This is a genomic window from Geodermatophilus sp. SYSU D00663, assembly GCF_054050655.1.
The window spans coordinates 46,198-63,099 of record NZ_JBJGZT010000008.1 but is presented as its reverse complement, the minus strand read 5'-3'; the positions used below and the strand labels follow the sequence as shown (position 1 = coordinate 63,099).

The window sequence follows — 16,902 nt, the reverse complement described above, 5'->3', positions numbered from 1 at the left end:
GCGGAGGTCGTGGTGTCGCAAGGGTCCCGTCGCGTCGGCGTCGCTGTGGTCGGACTCGGAGGGGCGGTCGCCACGACCGCCGTCGCCGGGCTGGAGCTGCTCCGGATCGGGGCCGCGGGCACCGACGGGCTGCCGCTCGCCGGGCTGGAGGTGGCCGGCGGCCCGGTCGAGGAGACGACGGGCCTGGTCGGCTACGACGCCCTCGTCGTCCGCGGCTGGGACCTCGACGGCTCGGACCTGCGCAAGGCCGCCGAGCAGCACGCGGTCCTCGACTCCCGGCAGCTGGAGCAGGTCGGGCCGGCCCTGTCGGCGCGGACCCCGTGGCCCGCGGCCGGCGACGCCGACTTCTGCCGCAACGTCACCGGCGGCAACGTGGTGCTCGCCCAGACCCGCCGCGACCAGGTCGACGCGGTCCGCGCCGACCTGCGGCGGTTCCGCGAGGAGGAGTCCCTCGACGGCCTGGTGCTGGTCAACCTCGCCTCGACCGAGCGCTGGCCCGACCCGACGGCGCCCGCGCTGCAGACGGTCGAGGCGTTCGAGGCCGGGCTGGACGCCGACGACCGGGCGATCACCCCGGCGATGGTCTACGCCTACGCCGCGATCGCCGAGGGCGTCGGCTACGTCAACTTCACGCCGTCGCTGGCCGCCGACGTCCCGGCGCTGGTCGCCCTGGCCGAGGCCCGCGGCGTCCCGGTCGCCGGCAAGGACGGCAAGACCGGCCAGACGATGGTGAAGACCGTCCTCGCGCCGGCGTTCCGCGCCCGCTCGCTCACCGTCGAGGGCTGGTACTCCACCAACATCCTCGGCAACCGCGACGGCCTGGCCCTCGACGACCCCGACTCGCTCAGCAGCAAGCTGCAGACCAAGGGCAGCGTGCTGGACTCGATCCTCGGCTACCCGGTCGAGGACCACGTCGTCCGGATCGACTACTACCGGCCGCGCGGGGACCAGAAGGAGGCCTGGGACGCCATCGACCTGGTCGGCTTCCTCGGGCAGCGCATGCAGGTCAAGGTCGACTTCCAGTGCCGCGACTCGATCCTCGCCGCCCCGCTGGCCATCGAGCTCGCCCGGCTCACCGACCTCGCGCAGCAGCGCGGCGAGGGCGGCATCCAGCGGCAGCTGGGCTGGTTCTTCAAGGCCCCGATGACCGCCGACGGCAGCGTCCCCGAGCACGCGTTCCACACGCAGGAGGCGACGCTGCTCGACTGGCTGGCCGCCGGCGCCACCTCCCGGTGACCGCGCTCGACACCCCCGGGACGCTCACCGCGCTGGCCGGCCTGCGGCCCCTGCTGGCCGAGATCGGCGACGCCAAGCGGGTGCGCGTCGCCGGCACGCCCGGCTCGCTCGCCGAGCAGGCCTTCGCCCGGGCGTGGGGGCGGCTGGTGGCGGGTGAGGACGTCGCCGACGTCGCGGAGTCGGAGACGGCGGCCGCGGTCGCCCGTGCCCGGCTGGCCGGCATCGACGCGGGCGTGCTGACCGCCGCCGGGCTCTCCGACGACGAGGCGCTCGCGGTGCTGCGCCGCGGCTTCGACGAGGTGGCCGGCCCGCTCGACGCCGGGCTGCGGGACCGGCTGCGCGCCGCGCTCGGCCCGCTGCCGGCGCCGACGGCGACGCCCGCGCTGGCCGGGACGCTCAACGCCCAGCCGCGCGCGGGCGCGACGGCGCCCGGCAGGCCGCGGATCGTGGTGGAGCCGCCGGAGAGCCACGGCGACCACTGCCTGACCGTCGCCGTCTACGGGGTGCTGGTGGCGCCGGTGGTCGGCGCCGACCCGGTCGCGCCGTTCCTGCTTGGCCTGGCCCACCACCTGCACAACGTCGTCCTGCCCGACGCCGGGTTCGCCGGCGAGGTGCTGCTCGGCGACGCGCTGGAGCGGGTCGTGGCCACGCTCGAGGAGCGCGAGCTGGCCGCGCTGCCGGACGCGCTGGCGGACCGGGTGCGCGGGGTGCTGGCGCTGCGGCCGGGCGCCGACGTGCCCGAGGCGCGGGCCTTCCACGCCGCCGACGTCCTCGACCGGGTGCTGCAGGTGCACCACCACGCCCGGGCGGCGGCGTTCACGGCCGCGCAGGCGCTGGACGACCTCGAGCTCGTGCACGCCGGGCCGGTGCAGGCCTACCACCTCGACGTCCTGGCGGCGGCCGGGCTGTGACTCTCGCGGTCGATGCCCCCGTCGTCGACGGGATCCCGTTCGCCCGCGCCGGCCGGGACGACCTGCGCGCCGAGGTCGCCGGGCTGGTGGCCGCCGGGGAGACCGACCGGGCGCGGGTGCTGCTGCTCGCGGACGCCGACGACTGGTGGACCGCGCCGCCGCCCCCGCCGGAGCAGCTGGCGCTGGTGCCCTTCGCGCGCACGCTGCGCGAGGCGATGGCCCTGCTCGGCATGGGCCGGGTCGCCGACTACTTCGCGCACCGCTGGTCGGATCCGACCCACCTGGCCGGGCTGGCGCTGCTGCAGGCGCACTGGCCCGGGGACCGGCCGGTGGTCGACGTCGCCTGCGGGATCGGCGCGCACCTGCGCGAGCTGGCCCGCCGCGGGGTGCGCGACCTGCTCGGCGTCGACGTCGTCTGGGCCAAGCTGTGGCTGGCGCGGCGGTTCGTCTGCCCGTCGGCGCGCTACGTGTGCGCCGACCTCACCGCCGCGCCGTCGCTGGCCGTCGGCACCCCCGCGTACGTCATGTGCCACGACGCCTTCTACTTCCTCCGCGACAAGCCGGCCGCGGCCGCGGCCATGCGCGCGCTGGCCGGGGACGGCGGCACCGTCGTCGTCGGGCACGCGCACGTCGCCGACCCGCACGGGGAGCCGCTGCCGCCGGAGGGCTACGCCGAGGTGCTCGGCACCGACCTGCTCTACGACGACGAGGAGCTGACCCGCTCGCTGCTCGAGGGCCGCCCGCCGCGGCCGGCGCCGCCCGCGGACCTGCGCGCCAGCGAGGCGGTGGCGCTGGTGGCCGGCGACCCGCTGTCCTCCGCACCGGCCGACCTCGGCGAGCCGCTGCCGCCGCTGGCGCCCAACCCGCTCTACCGCGACGGCCTGCTGACCTGGCCGAACGAGCGCTACGCCGTCGAGTACGGGCCCCGCTCGGGCTACCTGCCGCCGCGCTGGCCCGACCCGCTGCCCGCCGACGCCGCCCGCCGCCGGCTGCTGGTCGACCTGCCGGAGGCCTGGTGACCCCGACCGTCGGCTGGGGCGTCGCCGGGTGCGGCTGGGTGGCCCGCGACCACGCGCTGCCCGGGCTGCTCGCCGTCGACGGCGCCCGGGTGGTGGCGCTGCACGACCTCGACCCCGCCGCGATGGCCCGGATGCCGGTGGAGGGCGCCGTCGCGACCGCCGACCTCGCGGAGTTCCTCGCCACCCCGGGCCTGGACGCGGTCTACGTCGCCGTCCCCAACGCCGGGCACCGGGCGCTGGTCGAGGCGGCGGCCGCGGCCGGCAAGGCCGTGCTGTGCGAGAAGCCGCTGGCCGCCGACGTCCGCGACGCGCAGGCGCTGGTCGACGCGTGCGCGCGGGCCGGCGTGCTGCTCGGGACCGCCTACGACCAGCGCTGGCACCCCGCGCACGTGCGGCTGCGCGAGCTGGTGCCCGAGCTCGGCACGGTCACCGCGGTGCGGATCGTCTACTGCTGCTGGCTGCCCGGGGACTGGACGCCCGACGGCCGCCCGCACGACAACTGGCGGGTCGACCCGGCCCGCGCCGGCGGCGGCGCCGCCATCGACCTCGCCCCCCACGGCCTCGACCTCACCGGCACGCTGCTCGGCGAGGACGTCACGTCGCTGTCGGCGCTGCTGCAGACCCGGGTGCACGACTACGGCGTCGACGACGGCGCGCTGCTCACCGGGACCACCGACGGCGGCGTGCTGGTCGGCCTGCACGTCGCGTTCAACACCCCCGACGCGCTCCCCCGCCGCCGGCTCGAGGTGGTCGGCACCCGCGGCGCGGCGGTCGCCGTCGACACGATGGGCCAGACGGCGGGAGGCTCGCTCACGCTGTACCGCCCCGAACCGGTGGACGTGCCGTTCGCCGACACCCCGCCGTCCGGCGACCCGTTCACCGCGCAGTTCGCCGCCTTCACCGACGCGGTCGCGGGCCGCGCGCGGTGGCCGTACGACCCCGCCCGCGACCTCGCCCTGCACCGCCTGCTCCTCACCGCTCTCTCCGGAGGGAAACCGTGAGCTCGCCCGACGTCCCCGGCGCCATCGACCGGGCCACCGACCCCGCCGCCGACCTCACTGCCGACGGCACCGGCGCGCGGCACGGCACCAGCCAGGTCGACACCAACCCCTACCGCGGCCTGCTGCCCGACCTGCCCGCCTACGCCTGCACCAACTGCGGGCACTGGCAGCGCTGGCCGGCGCCCGGGCCGGCCGTGTGCCCGGTCTGCGCCGACGTGCGCAACGCGCTGCCCGAGCACGGCTTCGAGTTCGTCCCCGCCAAGGAGGCCGACGAGTTGGTCACCGGCTTCTGGCGGCCGGCGCCGGTCGACGGCGTCACCGAGTTCGGCACCGAGCCACGCTTCGGGCTGGACAGCCGCGGCTGGGTGATCGAGACCGACATCGGCCTGGTCGGCTTCGAGTGCGCGCCCTGGTACACCGCCGACATGCTCGCAGAGCTGCGCCGCATGGCCGGGGAGAAGGGCGGGTTCCCCGTCCTGGCGTCGTCCCACGTGCACGGCTACGGCGCGCTGTGGCAGCTGCAGCAGGAGCTCGAGCCGCGGGTCGTCTGCGTCAACGTGCACGACCTGGTCTGGACCAAGGCCTTCCGGGTCACCTGGCCGGCCGACGACGTCCTGGCCCTCGCTCCCGACCTCACGCTGCACCGCACCGGCGGCCACTTCCCCGGGCACTCGGTGCTGCACGACTCCCGCCGCGGGATCCTCTTCTGCGGCGACTCCCTCAAGGTCGACCTCTCCCCCGACGGCGACCCGGTCGCGTTGAGCGCGCACAAGGCGTTCCACGCCCAGATCCCGCTCTCGCACGGGGAGCTCCGGGAGATGCTCGCCGTCGTCGCGGAGCTGGACTTCGAGGTGGTCGCGACGCCGTTCGAGATGGTCCCCGGGGTCACCACCGACCACGTCGTCCACCTGGTGCAGCGGCTGCTGTCCGGGCCGCCGGACGCCGCGCCCGTCCCGCTGGACGAGCTGTGACGGCGGTCGGGACGACGCCGTCGCAGCGGTACCGGGACAGCTTCCCGGTCCCGGTCGAGGACTTCGCGATCGAGGGCATCGACGTCCTCGACGTACCGCTGCACTCCGCGGTGTTGCCGCCCTCGGACCTGCACCCGGGCGGCAGCGGGCTCGGCTACGGCGCCACCCGCGAGGAGGCCCGCACCGGCGCGATGGGCGAGATGGCGGAGATGGCGCTGTCGCTGCGGGCGCACCGGGGCGCCGCCCGCGAGGAGGGCTCCTACGCCGAGATGACGCGGCGGCACGGCCGCGACCGGGTGGCCGACCCGCGCGAGCTGTGCCTGGAGGCCGGCAGTCCGTACGACGACGACCGGCCGCTGCAGTGGCTGCCGACGACCCGGCTGCGCGACGGCGAGCGGGTGCTGGTGCCGGCCGAGCTGGTGGCGTCCGCGCCCGACGACCTGCCCGGCGACCCGCCGCCCGGCGGCTGGCTGACCACGGTCATCACCAACGGGCAGGGGGCGGCGTTCGACGCGGACCGTGCGGTCACCCACGCGCTGCTGGAGGTGCTGCAGCGCGACGGCAACGCGACGGCGTTCCGCGCGATGGACCGCGGCGTCGTCGTCGACCTCGCCGGGCTGACCGACCCCGACGCGCTGGCGCTGCTCGACCGGCTCGACGCCGCGGGCGTCGACGTGACGGTGAAGCTCGCCTCGACCGAGTTCGGCGTCGTCGACGTGTACGCCGTCGGCTGCTCGCGGGACGGCTCGGAGCCGGTGCCGGTGATGGCCACCGCGTGCGGCGAGGCGGCGCACCCGGACCGGGACACCGCCGTCCGCAAGGCGCTGCACGAGTTCGCCTCGGCGCGCAGCCGGAAGGCGTTCATGCACGGGCCGTTCGACGTCGTCCTGCCGGCGACGCCGCCGGGCTACCTGGAGCACTGGCGCACCGGGCACCCGCCGGAGCGGCTGGTCGAGGAGGACCGCGCGCTGCAGGCGATGCTGGCCTGGACCCGGATGGGCACCTCGGCGCTCGTCGACCTGCTGCAGGACACCGTGCTGTCCCGCCGGTCCACCGTGGCGCTGGCCGACCTCTCCACCTGGCGTCCGGGAGCAGGGCGCGGGGACGACCTGCACTCGTTCGTCACCGGCGCGGTGCAGACGGCCGGGCACGACGTGCTGGTCGAGCTGCAGCCCTCGCTCGGCGACGCGGTCGCGGCCAAGGTGCTGGTGACCGGCCTCGAGGTGGAGACGATGAGCTACGGCCGGATCGGCGAGCGCGGCGTGCGCCGGCTGCTGGAGCGCGACGACCCGCTCGTGGCCGTCGGGACCGACCCGGGCGGCTGGGCGCGGGTGCACCTGACCGCCGACGCCGAGGAGCGCCTGGGCGGGCCGGCCTGGTTCGACCGCGCCGGCGCCGACCGGCGGGTGGGCGCGCTCTACGCGCTGTACCGGGAGCCGGGCCGGCACGTGGTCGCGGAGGTCCTCGACCCGTGAGCCTGCGCTACGCGTACAACACCAACGGGCTGACCTCGCACCGGCTGTCGGACGCGCTGCCCTTCCTCGCCGACTGCGGCTACGGCGGGGTGGCGCTCACCCTCGACGTCGTCCACCTCGACCCGTTCGCGCCCGACGTGTTCGCCCGGGCGGAGGAGGCGCGGGCGCGCTGCGACGAGCTCGGGCTGGGCGTGGTGGTGGAGACCGGCGCCCGGTTCCTGCTCGACCCGCGGGCCAAGCACGAGCCGACGCTCGTCACCGCCTCCGCCGAGGGGCGCGCCCGCCGGCTGGCCTACCTGCGGCTGGCCTGCGACCTCGCCGAGGTGCTCGGCGCGGAGGCGGTGAGCTTCTGGGCCGGCGTGCCGAAGCCGGGCGTCGACCGCGACGCCGCGTGGGGCTGGGTGGTCGACGGCGTCCGCGCCCTGGTCGACAGCCACGGCGGCCGCTCCTACGCCCTGGCCGTCGAGCCGGAGCCCGGGATGCTGGTCGAGGACTGCGACGGCTGGGCGCGGCTGGCCGCCGAGGCGCCGGGGATCACGCTGGCTCTGGACACCGGGCACTGCGTCGTCGCCGGGGCGTACGCGCCGGAGGAGGCGGTGGCCCGGTTCGCGCCGCACCTGGGCACGGTCGCCGTCGAGGGGATGCGCCGCGGCGTGCACGACCACCTGCCGCTCGACGAGGGCGACGTCGACCTGCCGGCGGTGCTGCGTGCGCTGCGGGAGGCGTCGTTCGACCGGCTGGTGACGCTGGAGCTGTCCCGCGACGGGCACCGCGCCCACGAGATGGTGCCGCGCTCGATCGCCACGCTCCGGGAGGCCGAGGGAGCATGAGGATCTGCTTCGTCAGCCGCCGCTACTGGCCCGCGGTCAGCGGGATGAGCGTCTACGCGGAGAACCTGCTGCGGGAGCTGGTCGCGCTGGGCCACGAGGTGGTGCTGGTCAGCCAGTACCGCGACGACGAGGCCGGCACCCGCGTCTACGGCGGCGGCCCGCCCCCGCCCGACCGCGTCCCCGCCGGGGTGGAGGTGCACGCGCTGCCCAGCCGCGGCGAGACCGTCGTCCCGGCCGACTGGGAGGGCGACGTCGAGGAGATCGTGCGCACCGTCGTCGGCCTGCACCGCGAGCGCCCGTTCGACGTGCTGCACGCCCAGTACGGCTACCCGCCGGGGCTGGCGGTGCTGGCCGCCGCGCGCGAGACCGGGCTGCCGGCGGTGGTGAGCATCCAGGGCGGTGACGGGCACTGGGTGGGCACCTGCTGCGCCACGCACGCGCACGCGATGCGCACGGTCGTCGACGCCTCGTCCGCGGTGCTCATCGGCAGCGCCAGCTTCCGCGACGAGGTGGTCGGCAACCTGGGCAGCGACCCGGCGCGGTTCACGATCGTCCCGGGCGCCACCGACACCCGCCGCTTCACCCCCGCCGAGCGGCCGCTGGGCGCGCTGCAGGACCCGCCGGTGCTGCTGTTCCACGGCCGCGTCGACCGCCGCAAGGGCGTGCTCGACCTGCTGGAGGCGCTGCCCGACGGCGTCCGCCTGGTGGTCTCCGGCATCGGCCCCGACCTCGACGAGGCCCGTGCCCGCGCCAACGCGCGGACGACGTTCCTCGGCTACGTGCCGCCCGACGAGGCGCCCGCGGTGTACCGCTCGGCCGACGTGTTCGTCAGCCCGACCTACAGCGAGGGGTTCTCCAACACGCTGCTCGAGGCGATGGCCAGCGGGCTGCCCACGGTGAGCACCGACTCGGTCGGCGTCGTCGACTGCCTGCGCGACGGCGAGAACGGGCTGCTGCACGCGCCGGGCGACGTCGCCGGGCTGCGCGCGGCGCTGGACCGGGTGCTGTCCGACGGCGCCCTGCGGCGGCGGCTGGCGACGACGGCGCTGGAGGAGGTGCGCCGGCTGTACTCGTGGCCGGTGCTCGCCGCCTCGATCGACGACGTGTACCGCTCGGTGGCCGGGTCGACGCCGTGCGCGGACTGGACGATGCCGCCGACGGTCGACCTCTCCTGCCGGTTCCGCGGCGCGGCGCACCTGCTGTGAGGGTCCGCTGATGCAGGTCCTGGCGGTCAGCCCGCACCTCGACGACGCCGCGTTCTCGGTGGGCGGCACCCTCGCCGCGCTGGCCGACGCCGGGCACGAGGTCACCGTGGTCACCTGCTTCACCCGCAGCGTGCCCGACCCCGAGGGCTTTGCGCTGGCCTGCCAGCTGGACAAGGGCCTGCCGGCCGACGTCGACTACATGGCCCTGCGCCGCGACGAGGACGCCGCCGCGATGGCCGTGCTCGGTGCGGCGCCGCTGCACCTGGACCTGGCCGAGGCGCCGCACCGCGGCTACGGCAGCGCGGCGGACCTGTTCGCCGGCGTGCACGAGGACGACGACGTGTGGCTGGACGTGCGGGCCGCGCTGACCGGCCTGCCCGGCGACCTGTGGCTGGCCCCGCAGGCGCTGGGCGGGCACGTCGACCACCTGCAGGTGCTGCGCGCCGTCGCGGGGACCGGCCGGCCGGTGCTGTGGTGGCGCGACTCGCCGTACGTGCTGCGCGCCCCGGACGCCGTCCCCGGACCCGACCTGCCCGGCGGGCTGACCCCGCTGGAGCTGCCGCAGGACCTCGGCCGGCGGGCCGACGCCTGCGCCCGCTACGCCACCCAGCTCGGCTTCCAGTTCGGCGGCGCGGACGCGATGCGCGCCGCACTGGCCGGCCTGCCGGAGGTGCTGCTCGCCGACGACAGAGCCCGGGAGCTCGCCCTCGGGATGGTGTCCCCCGCTCGCTGGTGCTCTGCCCACAGGTGTGGGCAGAGCACCAGCGCGGGGGGCGTGCCCGGGTCCGCTCGGGCTCTGTCGTCCGCCCGTGCTCAGGTGAACCGCTGCTCCAGGTGGACCGAGACCTCCTGACCCGCCGCGTCCTTGCCGATCGCCTCGCACAGCGCCCTGCGCAGCGGCAGCCAGTGCGGCCCCTCCCCCGACGGCATGCAGGTGGCGGTGAAGGGGTGGCCGTCGATCGTGCCGCCCACCTTGACCGCCCTCCGGGTGCCGAACAGCTCAGCCGAGCCGGGGACGGTGAGGTAGGTGGGGAAGGCGCCGTCCTTCTCGATCGGCGCGGTGAACGTGGTCGCGAGGTCCTGGGGAGCCATGCCGGTCCTGACCGCGGCGGCGCCCCGGACTCATCGCGAGGCGGACTCCGGCCGAGCCGGCCTCGGCCTCCTCGGTGCCGCGGGCGACCCGCGCCGGGCCGGCGGTGGTCCGCTCGGGAGCCGTCCACCGTGGGACCCGGCACCCGCCCGCGGGGACGTGCCGTGCCGCCCGCGACACGGGGTCCACGATCCCCGTTGCCCGACGGCCGCCGCCCTGCGACCGTGACCGGCACGGGGACCCGCTCCGTCCCAGACCGGAGGCCGCCGTGACCTGGACCGACGAGGCCGTGACCGTCTACTACAAGCCGGGGTGCCCCTACAGCACCACGCTGCGGGCGAAGATGGCCGCCACCCGCCTCCCCCACCGCGCGGTGCGGTTCGCCGACGACCCGGAGGGGGCCGCCGCGGTCCGCGCGCACCACCCCGAGGGCTGGGAGGTCTCCCCCACCGTCGTCGTCCGGGGCCGGTACCTGACCAACCCGAGCCTGCGCGAGGTCCGCGAGGCGATGGCGGGGCGCTGACGGCGGCCGCGGGGCGCCGGGACCGTCCGCGGGCGCCGCTACGCTCCGCGCCACCTCGATCCCGGTGGGAGGAGCGGCATGGCCTCGGTGCGCAAGCAGGTCCACCTCGACGCCCCGCCCGAGCGGGTGTGGGACGCCGTCCGCGGCGTCGGGGCGCTGCACGAGCGCCTGGTCCCCGGCTTCGTCGTCGACACCCGGCTCGAGGACGACGCGCGGGTGGTCACCTTCGCCGACGGCACGGTGCAGCGCGAGCCGCTGGTCGACGTCGACGACGACCGGCGCCGGCTCGTCCACACCGCCGTCGACTCGCCGCTGGGGGCCACCCACCACAACGCCTCGGTGGAGGTCCTCCCCGACGGCGCCGGCACCCGGCTCGAGTGGGTGGTCGACGTCCTGCCGCACGGCGTGCGGGACCGCCTGGACCGGGCGATGGAGGCCGGCGCCGCCACGATGCGCGCGGCCATCGACCGGAGGCCGTCGTGATCCGCACGTACCCGCACGGCGTGACCTGCTGGATCGACACCGAGCAGCCCGACCCGGCCGCCGCGGCCGCCTTCTACGGCGCCCTCCTCGGCTGGGAGTTCACCGACGCGGTGCCGCCCGGCGCGCCCGGCTCCTACCTCGTCGCGACGCTGGACGGGCGGGACGTCGCCGCCGTCGCGCCGGGCGACGGCCCGCCGGCCTGGAACACCTACGTCGCGGTCGACGACGCCGACGCGACCGCCGCCGCGGTGCCCGGGCTGGGCGGCACGGTGCTCTCCGGCCCCGAGGACGCCGGGCCCGGCGGGCGGACGGCGACCTGCCTGGACCCGCAGGGGGCGGCGTTCCGGCTGTGGCAGGCCCGCCGGCGCCCGGGCGCCCAGCTCACCAACGTGCCGGGCACCTGGAACTTCTCGGACCTGCACACCCCCGACCGCGCGGCCGCGATGGCCTTCTACCGGCCGCTGTTCGGCTGGCGGGACGTCGACATGGCCCAGGACGCCGGCACGATGCTGCAGGTCCCCGGCTACGGCGACCACCTGGCCGCGACCGTCGACCCGGGCATCCGCGAGCGGCAGGCGTCCGCGCCGCCCGGCTTCGCCGACGTCATCGGCGGCCTGCTGGTCACCGCCGACGAGCCGCCGCACTGGCACGTCGTGGTCACCGTCGCCGACCGGGACGCGTGCGCGGCCACCGCCGAGCGGCTCGGCGCCACCGTGCTGCGCACCGCCGAGGGCACCTGGACCCGCACCGCCCTGCTGCGCGACCCGCAGGGCGCCGAGCTCACCGTCAGCCAGTTCACCCCTCCGGACGGCGACTGGTGACGTCCGTGCCCGGCCGGCTGCGCTGCCTCGCCGCGCGCATCGACCAGGACGCCCCCGGGACGGCATGATCGGCGGGTCCCCCGCTGACCTCCGAGAGGGGAACCGTGTCCTCACCCTCCCCGGCCCTCCGGCCGGCCCCGGGCGCGCTCGACGGCAGGGTCGCCGTCGTCACCGGCGCCAGCAGCGGCATCGGCGCCGCGACCGCCCGCTCGCTGGTGGCCGCCGGCTGCCGCGTCGCGCTCCTGGGCCGCCGCGGTGACCGCCTGCAGGCCGTCGCCGACAGCACCGCCGACCCCGCCCGCACCCTCACCGTCGCCGCCGACGTCTCCGACGGGCTCGACCTCGCCGACGCCCTCGACGCCCTGCACGACCGGTTCGGCCCGGCCGACCTGGTCGTGGCCGGCGCCGGTGTGCTCACCGGCGCGCCGTTCGAGGACGGCGTGCCCGCCGAGTGGATCGAGATGATCGACGTCAACCTCGGCGGCATCCTCCGGACCGCACAGACCTTCGCCCGCGACCTGCTGGCCACCGCCGGGACCGGCCGCCCGGCCGACCTGTTCCTCATCGGCGCGCTCGCCGGCCAGGTGCGCTTCCCCGGCTACGCCGTCTACTCGGCGGTGGAGGCCGCGGTCGCCCAGCTGGCCCGGGCGCTGCGCGCCGAGTACGGCCGCCGCGGCGTGCGCGTGCACGTGGTCGCCCCCGGCCTCACCGACACCGACCTCGGCTCCGAGATCAGCCACGACGGCACCGCGCGCGGCTGGGCCGAGCACCGCGAGGTCGTCGTCCCGATGGACCCCGACGACGTGGCCCGCACCGTGCTGTTCGGCGCCGGCCTGCCGCCGCGGGTCAACGTCGCCGAGCTGCTCGTGCTGCCCACCCGCCAGGACCCCTACCTGCCCACGCGGCGCGGGACGGGGGTCCGGTGAGGGGCACCCCGCGGGGCGAGCTGGAGCGGCCCTCGGCGCTCGGGCGCGTGCTCCGGCTCGCCGACTCCGACGCCGCGGCCGCCGCCGTGCTGCTGGTCGCGACGCTGGTGGCGCTGGTGTGGGCCAACGTGCCGGGCTCGACCTACGAGGAGACCTGGCACACGCCGTTCGCCGTCAGCCTGGGCGACACGGTCCTCGAGATGGACCTGCGGCACTGGGTCAACGACGCGCTGATGGCGCTGTTCTTCTGCCTGATCAGCCTTGAGGTCAAGCGGGACCTGGTGCTCGGCGAGTTCCGCGACACCCGCCGCATCCGCATCCCGGTCGTCGCCGCGCTGGCCGGCCTGGTCGTGCCCGCCCTGGTCTTCCTCGCGGTGACCGGGCTCAGCGACCAGGCCGGCGAGGCGCGCGCCGCCTGGGGCGTGGTGATCTCCACCGACACCGCGTTCGTGCTCGGCCTGCTGGCGGTCGTGGGCCGGGCGGTGCCGGTCAACCTGCGCGCGTTCGTGCTCGCGCTGTCGGTGGTCGACGACGTCGGCGCGCTGGCCGTCATCGCCGTCGCCTACACCGAGGACCTCACGATCCTGCCGCTGGCGGTGGCCGCCGTGGGGCTGGTCGCGGTGGTCTGGCTGCGGCGGATGCGCGTCTGGCGCGGCGGGGCCTACCTGCTCGTCGCGGTGCCGGTCTGGCTGGGCGTGCTCGCGTCCGGCGTGCACCCGACGGTGGCCGGCGTCGCGATCGGCCTGCTGCTGCCGGTGTACCCGCCCAGCGCGGAGGAGGTCGACGCCGCCGAGGCCGCGGCCCGGGACTACGGGCGGACGCCGACCTCCAGCGGGGCGCACCGCGCGGTGCTCAGCCTGACCCGGTCGGTGTCGGTCAACGAGCGCGGGCAGCGGCTGTTCCGGCCGTGGGTCAACCTCGCCGTCGTCCCGGTGTTCGCGCTGGCCAACGCCGGCGTCGTGCTCAGCGCCGAGACGCTGTCCGCCGCCGCGACCTCCGGCCTGACCTGGGCGGTCGTCATCGGGCTCGTCGTCGGCAAGGTGCTGGGCGTGACCACCGCGTCGCTGGCCGCCGTCCGGCTCGGGATCGGCCGGCTGCCCTCGGGGCTGTTCCCGCGGCACGTGTTCGCCGCCGGCGTGCTCAGCGGGATCGGCTTCACGATCTCGCTGTTCATCATCGACCTGACCCTCGACGACGAGGCGCTGGCCGCGCAGGCCCGGATCGGCGTGTTGGCCGCGTCGGTCCTCGCCGCGCTGCTGGCGCTGGGCGCGGTCGCCGTCGTCCGGGCGGTGGACCGGTCCCGGCTGCCCGGCCGGCAGCGGCTGGCGCGGCCGGTGAGCGCCACGCGCGACCACGTCCGCGGCCGCGTCGGCGCGCCGATGGAGCTCGTCGTCCACGCCTCGTTCGTGTTCACCAACGCCGGGCGCACCGCCGAGGTGGTCGACGAGCTGCGGCAGGTCCTCGGCGACGACCTGGTCTTCGTCTACCGCCACCTGCTCACCGACGACCCGGTGTCGGCCCGTGCCGCCGAGGCGGCCGAGGCCGCCGACGCCCAGTCGCGGTTCTGGCCGATGCACGACGCGCTGGCCGCCCGGGCCGGGCGGCTGGACGACCGGGCGATCCGGCGCTGCGCCGTCGACGCCGGGCTGAACCTCGCCCGGGTCGACGACGCCGTCGCCTCCGGCGCGCACGCCGCGCGCGTCCGCGAGGACGACGACGACGCCCGCGCGATGGGCCTGGACGAGCCGCCGCGCTTCTTCGTCAACGGCCAGCTCTACGACGGCCCGCTCGACGTCGGGCCGATGCGGACGGCGCTGGAGCAGACCGCCGGGCGGTCGCGGGTGCGGGCGGCCGCCCCGGCGGACGCGCCGGCCGAGGACGCGCTGCCGGTGCGCTCGCCGGCGGTGCGCGAGACCGCCGACGCGGAGCCGGTGGCGTGACCGCGCCGGGGAGGGTGCGGCCGGTCGCCGGCCGCCGCGCCGTCGTCATCGGGCTGCCGCTGATCGCCGACGCGGTGGTCGCCGAACTGGCCGCGGCGGGAGCGGTGGTCGAGCAGGTGGCCTCCGCGCGGGAGGTGCTCGCGGCCGCCGACGGCGTGCGCGAGCGGCTGGGCGGCGTCGACCTGGTGGTGGCCGTGCTGGGCGGCGTCGGTGGGGGCCCGTTCGGGCTGTCACCGGCCGAGCGGTGGGCGGAGGTCATCGAGCAGGGCGCCGGCGACGCGGTGCTGGCGGCGCGCGCGTTCCTCGACGACCTGCTGACCGCGGCGGCCAACGACTCCGCCGCCGACCTGGTGCTGGTCGGGTCGGCGGCGGCGTCGGAGCTGGTGCCGGCGTTCGCCGTGCACGCCGCCACGGCCGCCGGCGCCGCCCAGCTCGCCCGCACGCTGCGGCTGGAGCTCGGCGGCACCCTGGTGCGGGTGCGGCACGTCGCCGTCGGCTGGGTGTCCCCCGCCGCCGCGGCCGACGGCGGGACCGCGCTGCTCCCCGAGGACGTCGCGCAGACCGTGCTGTTCACCCTCACCCTGCCGCCGACGACGAACGTCGCCGAGGTGTCGCTGCTGACGACCCGCAGCGGCTGAGCGATGAGTGCGGGGGCCGGCGGCGGTCTCCCCTGCACCCCACGGCGAGGAGGCGGACGGTGGACGAGCGGTTCAGGGCGACCCTGCGGAGGAGCCCGGCACCCGGCGGGTGGACCTGCCCGGTGTGGCCGGAGTCGGTGCGGGTGTTCGGCACGCGCGAGCTGCCGGTGGCCGCGGCGATCCGGCGGGCCATCGGCAAGCAGGCCGGCGACGAGGTCGAGGTGCACCTGCTCGAGCGGATCGGGACCCGGTGAGCGCGGTGTCGCCGGGGCGGGTCGCGGTCGCGTCCGCGGCCGCGTTCGTGGCGAGCTCGGCCTGGTACACGGCCTTCGGCGAGCGGCTGGCCCGCCTCGACGAGGCCTACGCGCAGCCCGGCCCGTCCCCGGCGGCGGTCGCGCCGGTGGAGCTGGCGCGCAGCGGGGTGGTGGCGGCCGCGGTGTCGGTGCTCGCCGACCGGCTGCCGGCCCGCGGCCCGCGCGCGGCGCTCACGCTCGGCGCCGGGCTGTGGGCGGCGTTCCCGCTGGTCCTGCTCACCGGCTCGGTCGTCCACGAGAAGGTGCCCTGGCAGCAGGCCGCGATCCACGCCGGCGACTGGCTGGTCAAGCTGCTGCTGGTCTCCGCCGTCGTCGGCCGCGACGGCTGAGCGGGTGCGCCCGGGCCGCGTTCCGGCGCCCGGGGTGCGGCGCCGGCGCACCCGCCCGCGGTCAGCCGGGGGCGGCCCCCGCCCGTGAGCGGTCCCGCCACTCCCGCGGGCTGACGCCGTACCCCGCCCGGAACCGGCGGGCGAAGTAGGAGGCGTCGGTGAAGCCCCAGCGCCGGGCGACCGCGGCGATCGAGCGGTCGCCCGGCCGGGCCAGCTCGGCCCGGGCGCCCTCCAGCCGCTGCGCGATGACCTCCTGCTCGAGGCTGAACCCGGCCGCGGCGCAGATCCGGTACAGCTGCCGCACCGACACCGCGTGCGCCCGCGCGATGCGCTCGGCGTCCAGGTCCGGCTCGGTCAGGTGCCGGCGCACGTAGCCGCGCACCCGGGCCGGCAACGTCTCGCCGAGCACGTCGTCGGCACCGCGGGCGCCGTCGGCGGCCGAGGCCAGCAGCGCGCGGGCCAGGTCGACCGTCGCCGACGCCAGCGAGTGCACCAGCGGCTCCGCGGCCAGCAGCGCGACGTCGCGGGTCAGCCGGGTGACGTGCGCGCGCACCAGGCCGTGGAGAGGGCTGCGCGTGGCGACCGGCAGGGCCCGCCGGACGGTGTCGATCGGCAGGCCGAGGGAGGCGGCCGGGATGCGCAGCGCCCGGCACACGCCCCGCCCGGACCAGGCGTACTCGTAGGGCGACGACACCTCGCTGAACGACAGCTCGCCGGCGGCCACCAGCCGGCGGGAGCCGAACTGCTCCTGCCGGGCGGTGCCGGTCTCCTGCACGGCGAGGGAGAGCACCGGCTCCGGGTCGGCGCGCGCGTGGCGGGCGGTGCGCAGCAGGGTCACCTCGCCGGTCAGGTCCAGCCGCAGCACCGAGACACCCGCCAGGTCCCAGCCGTCGAGGCGGGCACGGGCGGGCGCCGAGGGGTCGGGGAAGCGGATCCGCGAGGACATCGTCGCCTCGAGCAGGTCGGCCACCCGGGCGGGACGGCGGTCGGCGGCGGCGAGGGCGTCGGTGTCGACGAGGGTGGCCACGGGGCCTCCAGGGTCGGCAGCGGGTCGGCGGGCAGGTCGGCGTCGTCGCCTGGGCCGATCCTGGCCGGGAGCGGGAGGCGGCGGAAGGCCGTCGCCCCGGCGGGCTCGGCAGCCTGGGTCCGGCACCGGTCACGCAGGGCACAGCCGCCGTCGCGGGTGCGCC

General features: G+C 77.2%; 19 protein-coding genes. 17 read left to right on the top strand and 2 right to left on the bottom strand.

Annotation, left to right across the window (positions count from 1 at the left end):
* Window positions 1–45: 45 nt before the first annotated feature.
* From ACI79Z_RS08045 to ACI79Z_RS08005, 9 genes are read left to right on the top strand one after another with little or no spacing between them, the layout of a single operon-like run.
* Window positions 46–1,236 (top strand): inositol-3-phosphate synthase, encoded by a 1,191-nt coding sequence (locus tag ACI79Z_RS08045; protein ID WP_387986387.1) that lies wholly within the window; start codon window positions 46–48, stop codon window positions 1,234–1,236.
* A complete protein-coding gene (locus ACI79Z_RS08040; protein WP_456902285.1) occupies window positions 1,233–2,147 on the top strand; it encodes a hypothetical protein in 915 nt (304 codons plus the stop codon). Before ACI79Z_RS08045 ends, ACI79Z_RS08040 begins: the two co-directional genes overlap by 4 nt.
* Window positions 2,144–3,166: a methyltransferase domain-containing protein gene (locus ACI79Z_RS08035; protein WP_456902284.1), complete on the top strand. Its 1,023-nt coding sequence runs from the start codon at window positions 2,144–2,146 to the stop codon at window positions 3,164–3,166. The genes ACI79Z_RS08040 and ACI79Z_RS08035 overlap by 4 nt, the downstream gene beginning before the upstream one ends.
* A complete protein-coding gene (locus tag ACI79Z_RS08030) occupies window positions 3,163–4,167 on the top strand; it encodes a Gfo/Idh/MocA family protein (RefSeq protein WP_456902283.1) in 1,005 nt (334 codons plus the stop codon). Before ACI79Z_RS08035 ends, ACI79Z_RS08030 begins: the two co-directional genes overlap by 4 nt.
* Entirely contained in the window at window positions 4,164–5,138 is a 975-nt protein-coding gene (locus ACI79Z_RS08025; RefSeq protein ID WP_387986395.1) for an MBL fold metallo-hydrolase, read from the top strand. The genes ACI79Z_RS08030 and ACI79Z_RS08025 overlap by 4 nt, the downstream gene beginning before the upstream one ends.
* Window positions 5,135–6,613 carry a YcaO-like family protein gene (locus tag ACI79Z_RS08020; RefSeq protein WP_456902282.1) on the top strand — a complete coding sequence of 493 codons (1,479 nt, stop codon included), beginning with the start codon at window positions 5,135–5,137 and terminating at the stop codon, window positions 6,611–6,613. The genes ACI79Z_RS08025 and ACI79Z_RS08020 overlap by 4 nt, the downstream gene beginning before the upstream one ends.
* Entirely contained in the window at window positions 6,610–7,443 is an 834-nt protein-coding gene (locus ACI79Z_RS08015; RefSeq protein WP_456902281.1) for a sugar phosphate isomerase/epimerase family protein, read from the top strand. Before ACI79Z_RS08020 ends, ACI79Z_RS08015 begins: the two co-directional genes overlap by 4 nt.
* Window positions 7,440–8,648: a glycosyltransferase family 4 protein gene (locus tag ACI79Z_RS08010; protein ID WP_456902280.1), complete on the top strand. Its 1,209-nt coding sequence runs from the start codon at window positions 7,440–7,442 to the stop codon at window positions 8,646–8,648. Before ACI79Z_RS08015 ends, ACI79Z_RS08010 begins: the two co-directional genes overlap by 4 nt.
* Window positions 8,649–8,658: 10 nt before the next feature.
* Window positions 8,659–9,501: a PIG-L deacetylase family protein gene (locus tag ACI79Z_RS08005; RefSeq protein WP_456902279.1), complete on the top strand. Its 843-nt coding sequence runs from the start codon at window positions 8,659–8,661 to the stop codon at window positions 9,499–9,501.
* On the opposite strand, the gene ACI79Z_RS08000 is transcribed toward ACI79Z_RS08005, so the two are convergent.
* Entirely contained in the window at window positions 9,462–9,740 is a 279-nt protein-coding gene (locus ACI79Z_RS08000) for a DUF1905 domain-containing protein (protein WP_387986409.1), read from the bottom strand. The two genes, ACI79Z_RS08005 and ACI79Z_RS08000, sit on opposite strands and share 40 nt — an antisense overlap.
* A gap of 266 nt (window positions 9,741–10,006) precedes the next feature.
* On the opposite strand from ACI79Z_RS08000, the gene ACI79Z_RS07995 reads away from it, so the two are divergent.
* From ACI79Z_RS07995 to ACI79Z_RS07960, 8 genes are all read left to right on the top strand, one after another.
* Window positions 10,007–10,261 (top strand): glutaredoxin family protein, encoded by a 255-nt coding sequence (locus tag ACI79Z_RS07995; protein ID WP_387986411.1) that lies wholly within the window; start codon window positions 10,007–10,009, stop codon window positions 10,259–10,261.
* Between the two features lie 78 nt (window positions 10,262–10,339).
* Window positions 10,340–10,744 (top strand): SRPBCC family protein, encoded by a 405-nt coding sequence (locus tag ACI79Z_RS07990; RefSeq protein ID WP_456902278.1) that lies wholly within the window; start codon window positions 10,340–10,342, stop codon window positions 10,742–10,744.
* Window positions 10,741–11,565 carry a VOC family protein gene (locus tag ACI79Z_RS07985; RefSeq protein ID WP_387986417.1) on the top strand — a complete coding sequence of 275 codons (825 nt, stop codon included), beginning with the start codon at window positions 10,741–10,743 and terminating at the stop codon, window positions 11,563–11,565. Before ACI79Z_RS07990 ends, ACI79Z_RS07985 begins: the two co-directional genes overlap by 4 nt.
* A gap of 104 nt (window positions 11,566–11,669) precedes the next feature.
* Window positions 11,670–12,491 carry an SDR family oxidoreductase gene (locus tag ACI79Z_RS07980; RefSeq protein WP_387986420.1) on the top strand — a complete coding sequence of 274 codons (822 nt, stop codon included), beginning with the start codon at window positions 11,670–11,672 and terminating at the stop codon, window positions 12,489–12,491.
* Complete coding sequence (gene nhaA, locus ACI79Z_RS07975) at window positions 12,488–14,431, top strand: Na+/H+ antiporter NhaA (RefSeq protein ID WP_456902277.1); 1,944 nt, start codon at window positions 12,488–12,490, stop codon at window positions 14,429–14,431. The genes ACI79Z_RS07980 and nhaA overlap by 4 nt, the downstream gene beginning before the upstream one ends.
* Complete coding sequence (locus ACI79Z_RS07970; RefSeq protein WP_387986426.1) at window positions 14,428–15,069, top strand: SDR family NAD(P)-dependent oxidoreductase; 642 nt, start codon at window positions 14,428–14,430, stop codon at window positions 15,067–15,069. Before nhaA ends, ACI79Z_RS07970 begins: the two co-directional genes overlap by 4 nt.
* A gap of 59 nt (window positions 15,070–15,128) precedes the next feature.
* Window positions 15,129–15,323, top strand: a complete 195-nt coding sequence (locus ACI79Z_RS07965; RefSeq protein WP_456902276.1) for a DUF1905 domain-containing protein — start codon at window positions 15,129–15,131, stop codon at window positions 15,321–15,323.
* The gene (locus tag ACI79Z_RS07960; protein WP_456902275.1) at window positions 15,320–15,712 is read left to right on the top strand and encodes a DUF1761 domain-containing protein; all 393 of its coding nucleotides are present in this window, start codon (window positions 15,320–15,322) and stop codon (window positions 15,710–15,712) included. Before ACI79Z_RS07965 ends, ACI79Z_RS07960 begins: the two co-directional genes overlap by 4 nt.
* A gap of 61 nt (window positions 15,713–15,773) precedes the next feature.
* On the opposite strand, the gene ACI79Z_RS07955 is transcribed toward ACI79Z_RS07960, so the two are convergent.
* Window positions 15,774–16,739, bottom strand: coding sequence for a helix-turn-helix domain-containing protein (locus ACI79Z_RS07955; RefSeq protein ID WP_456902274.1), 966 nt, complete (start codon window positions 16,737–16,739; stop codon window positions 15,774–15,776).
* Window positions 16,740–16,902: the final 163 nt, after the last annotated feature.

Excerpts from the sequence above, each read along its gene's own strand:
- ACI79Z_RS08005 (WP_456902279.1), top strand. The coding sequence starts at position 8,659 with ATGCAGGTCCTGGCGGTCAGCCCGCACCTCGACGACGCCGCGTTCTCG.
- ACI79Z_RS07990 (WP_456902278.1), top strand. The coding sequence starts at position 10,340 with ATGGCCTCGGTGCGCAAGCAGGTCCACCTCGACGCCCCGCCCGAGCGG.
- ACI79Z_RS08010 (WP_456902280.1), top strand. The coding sequence starts at position 7,440 with ATGAGGATCTGCTTCGTCAGCCGCCGCTACTGGCCCGCGGTCAGCGGG.
- ACI79Z_RS08000 (WP_387986409.1), bottom strand. The coding sequence starts at position 9,740 with ATGGCTCCCCAGGACCTCGCGACCACGTTCACCGCGCCGATCGAGAAG.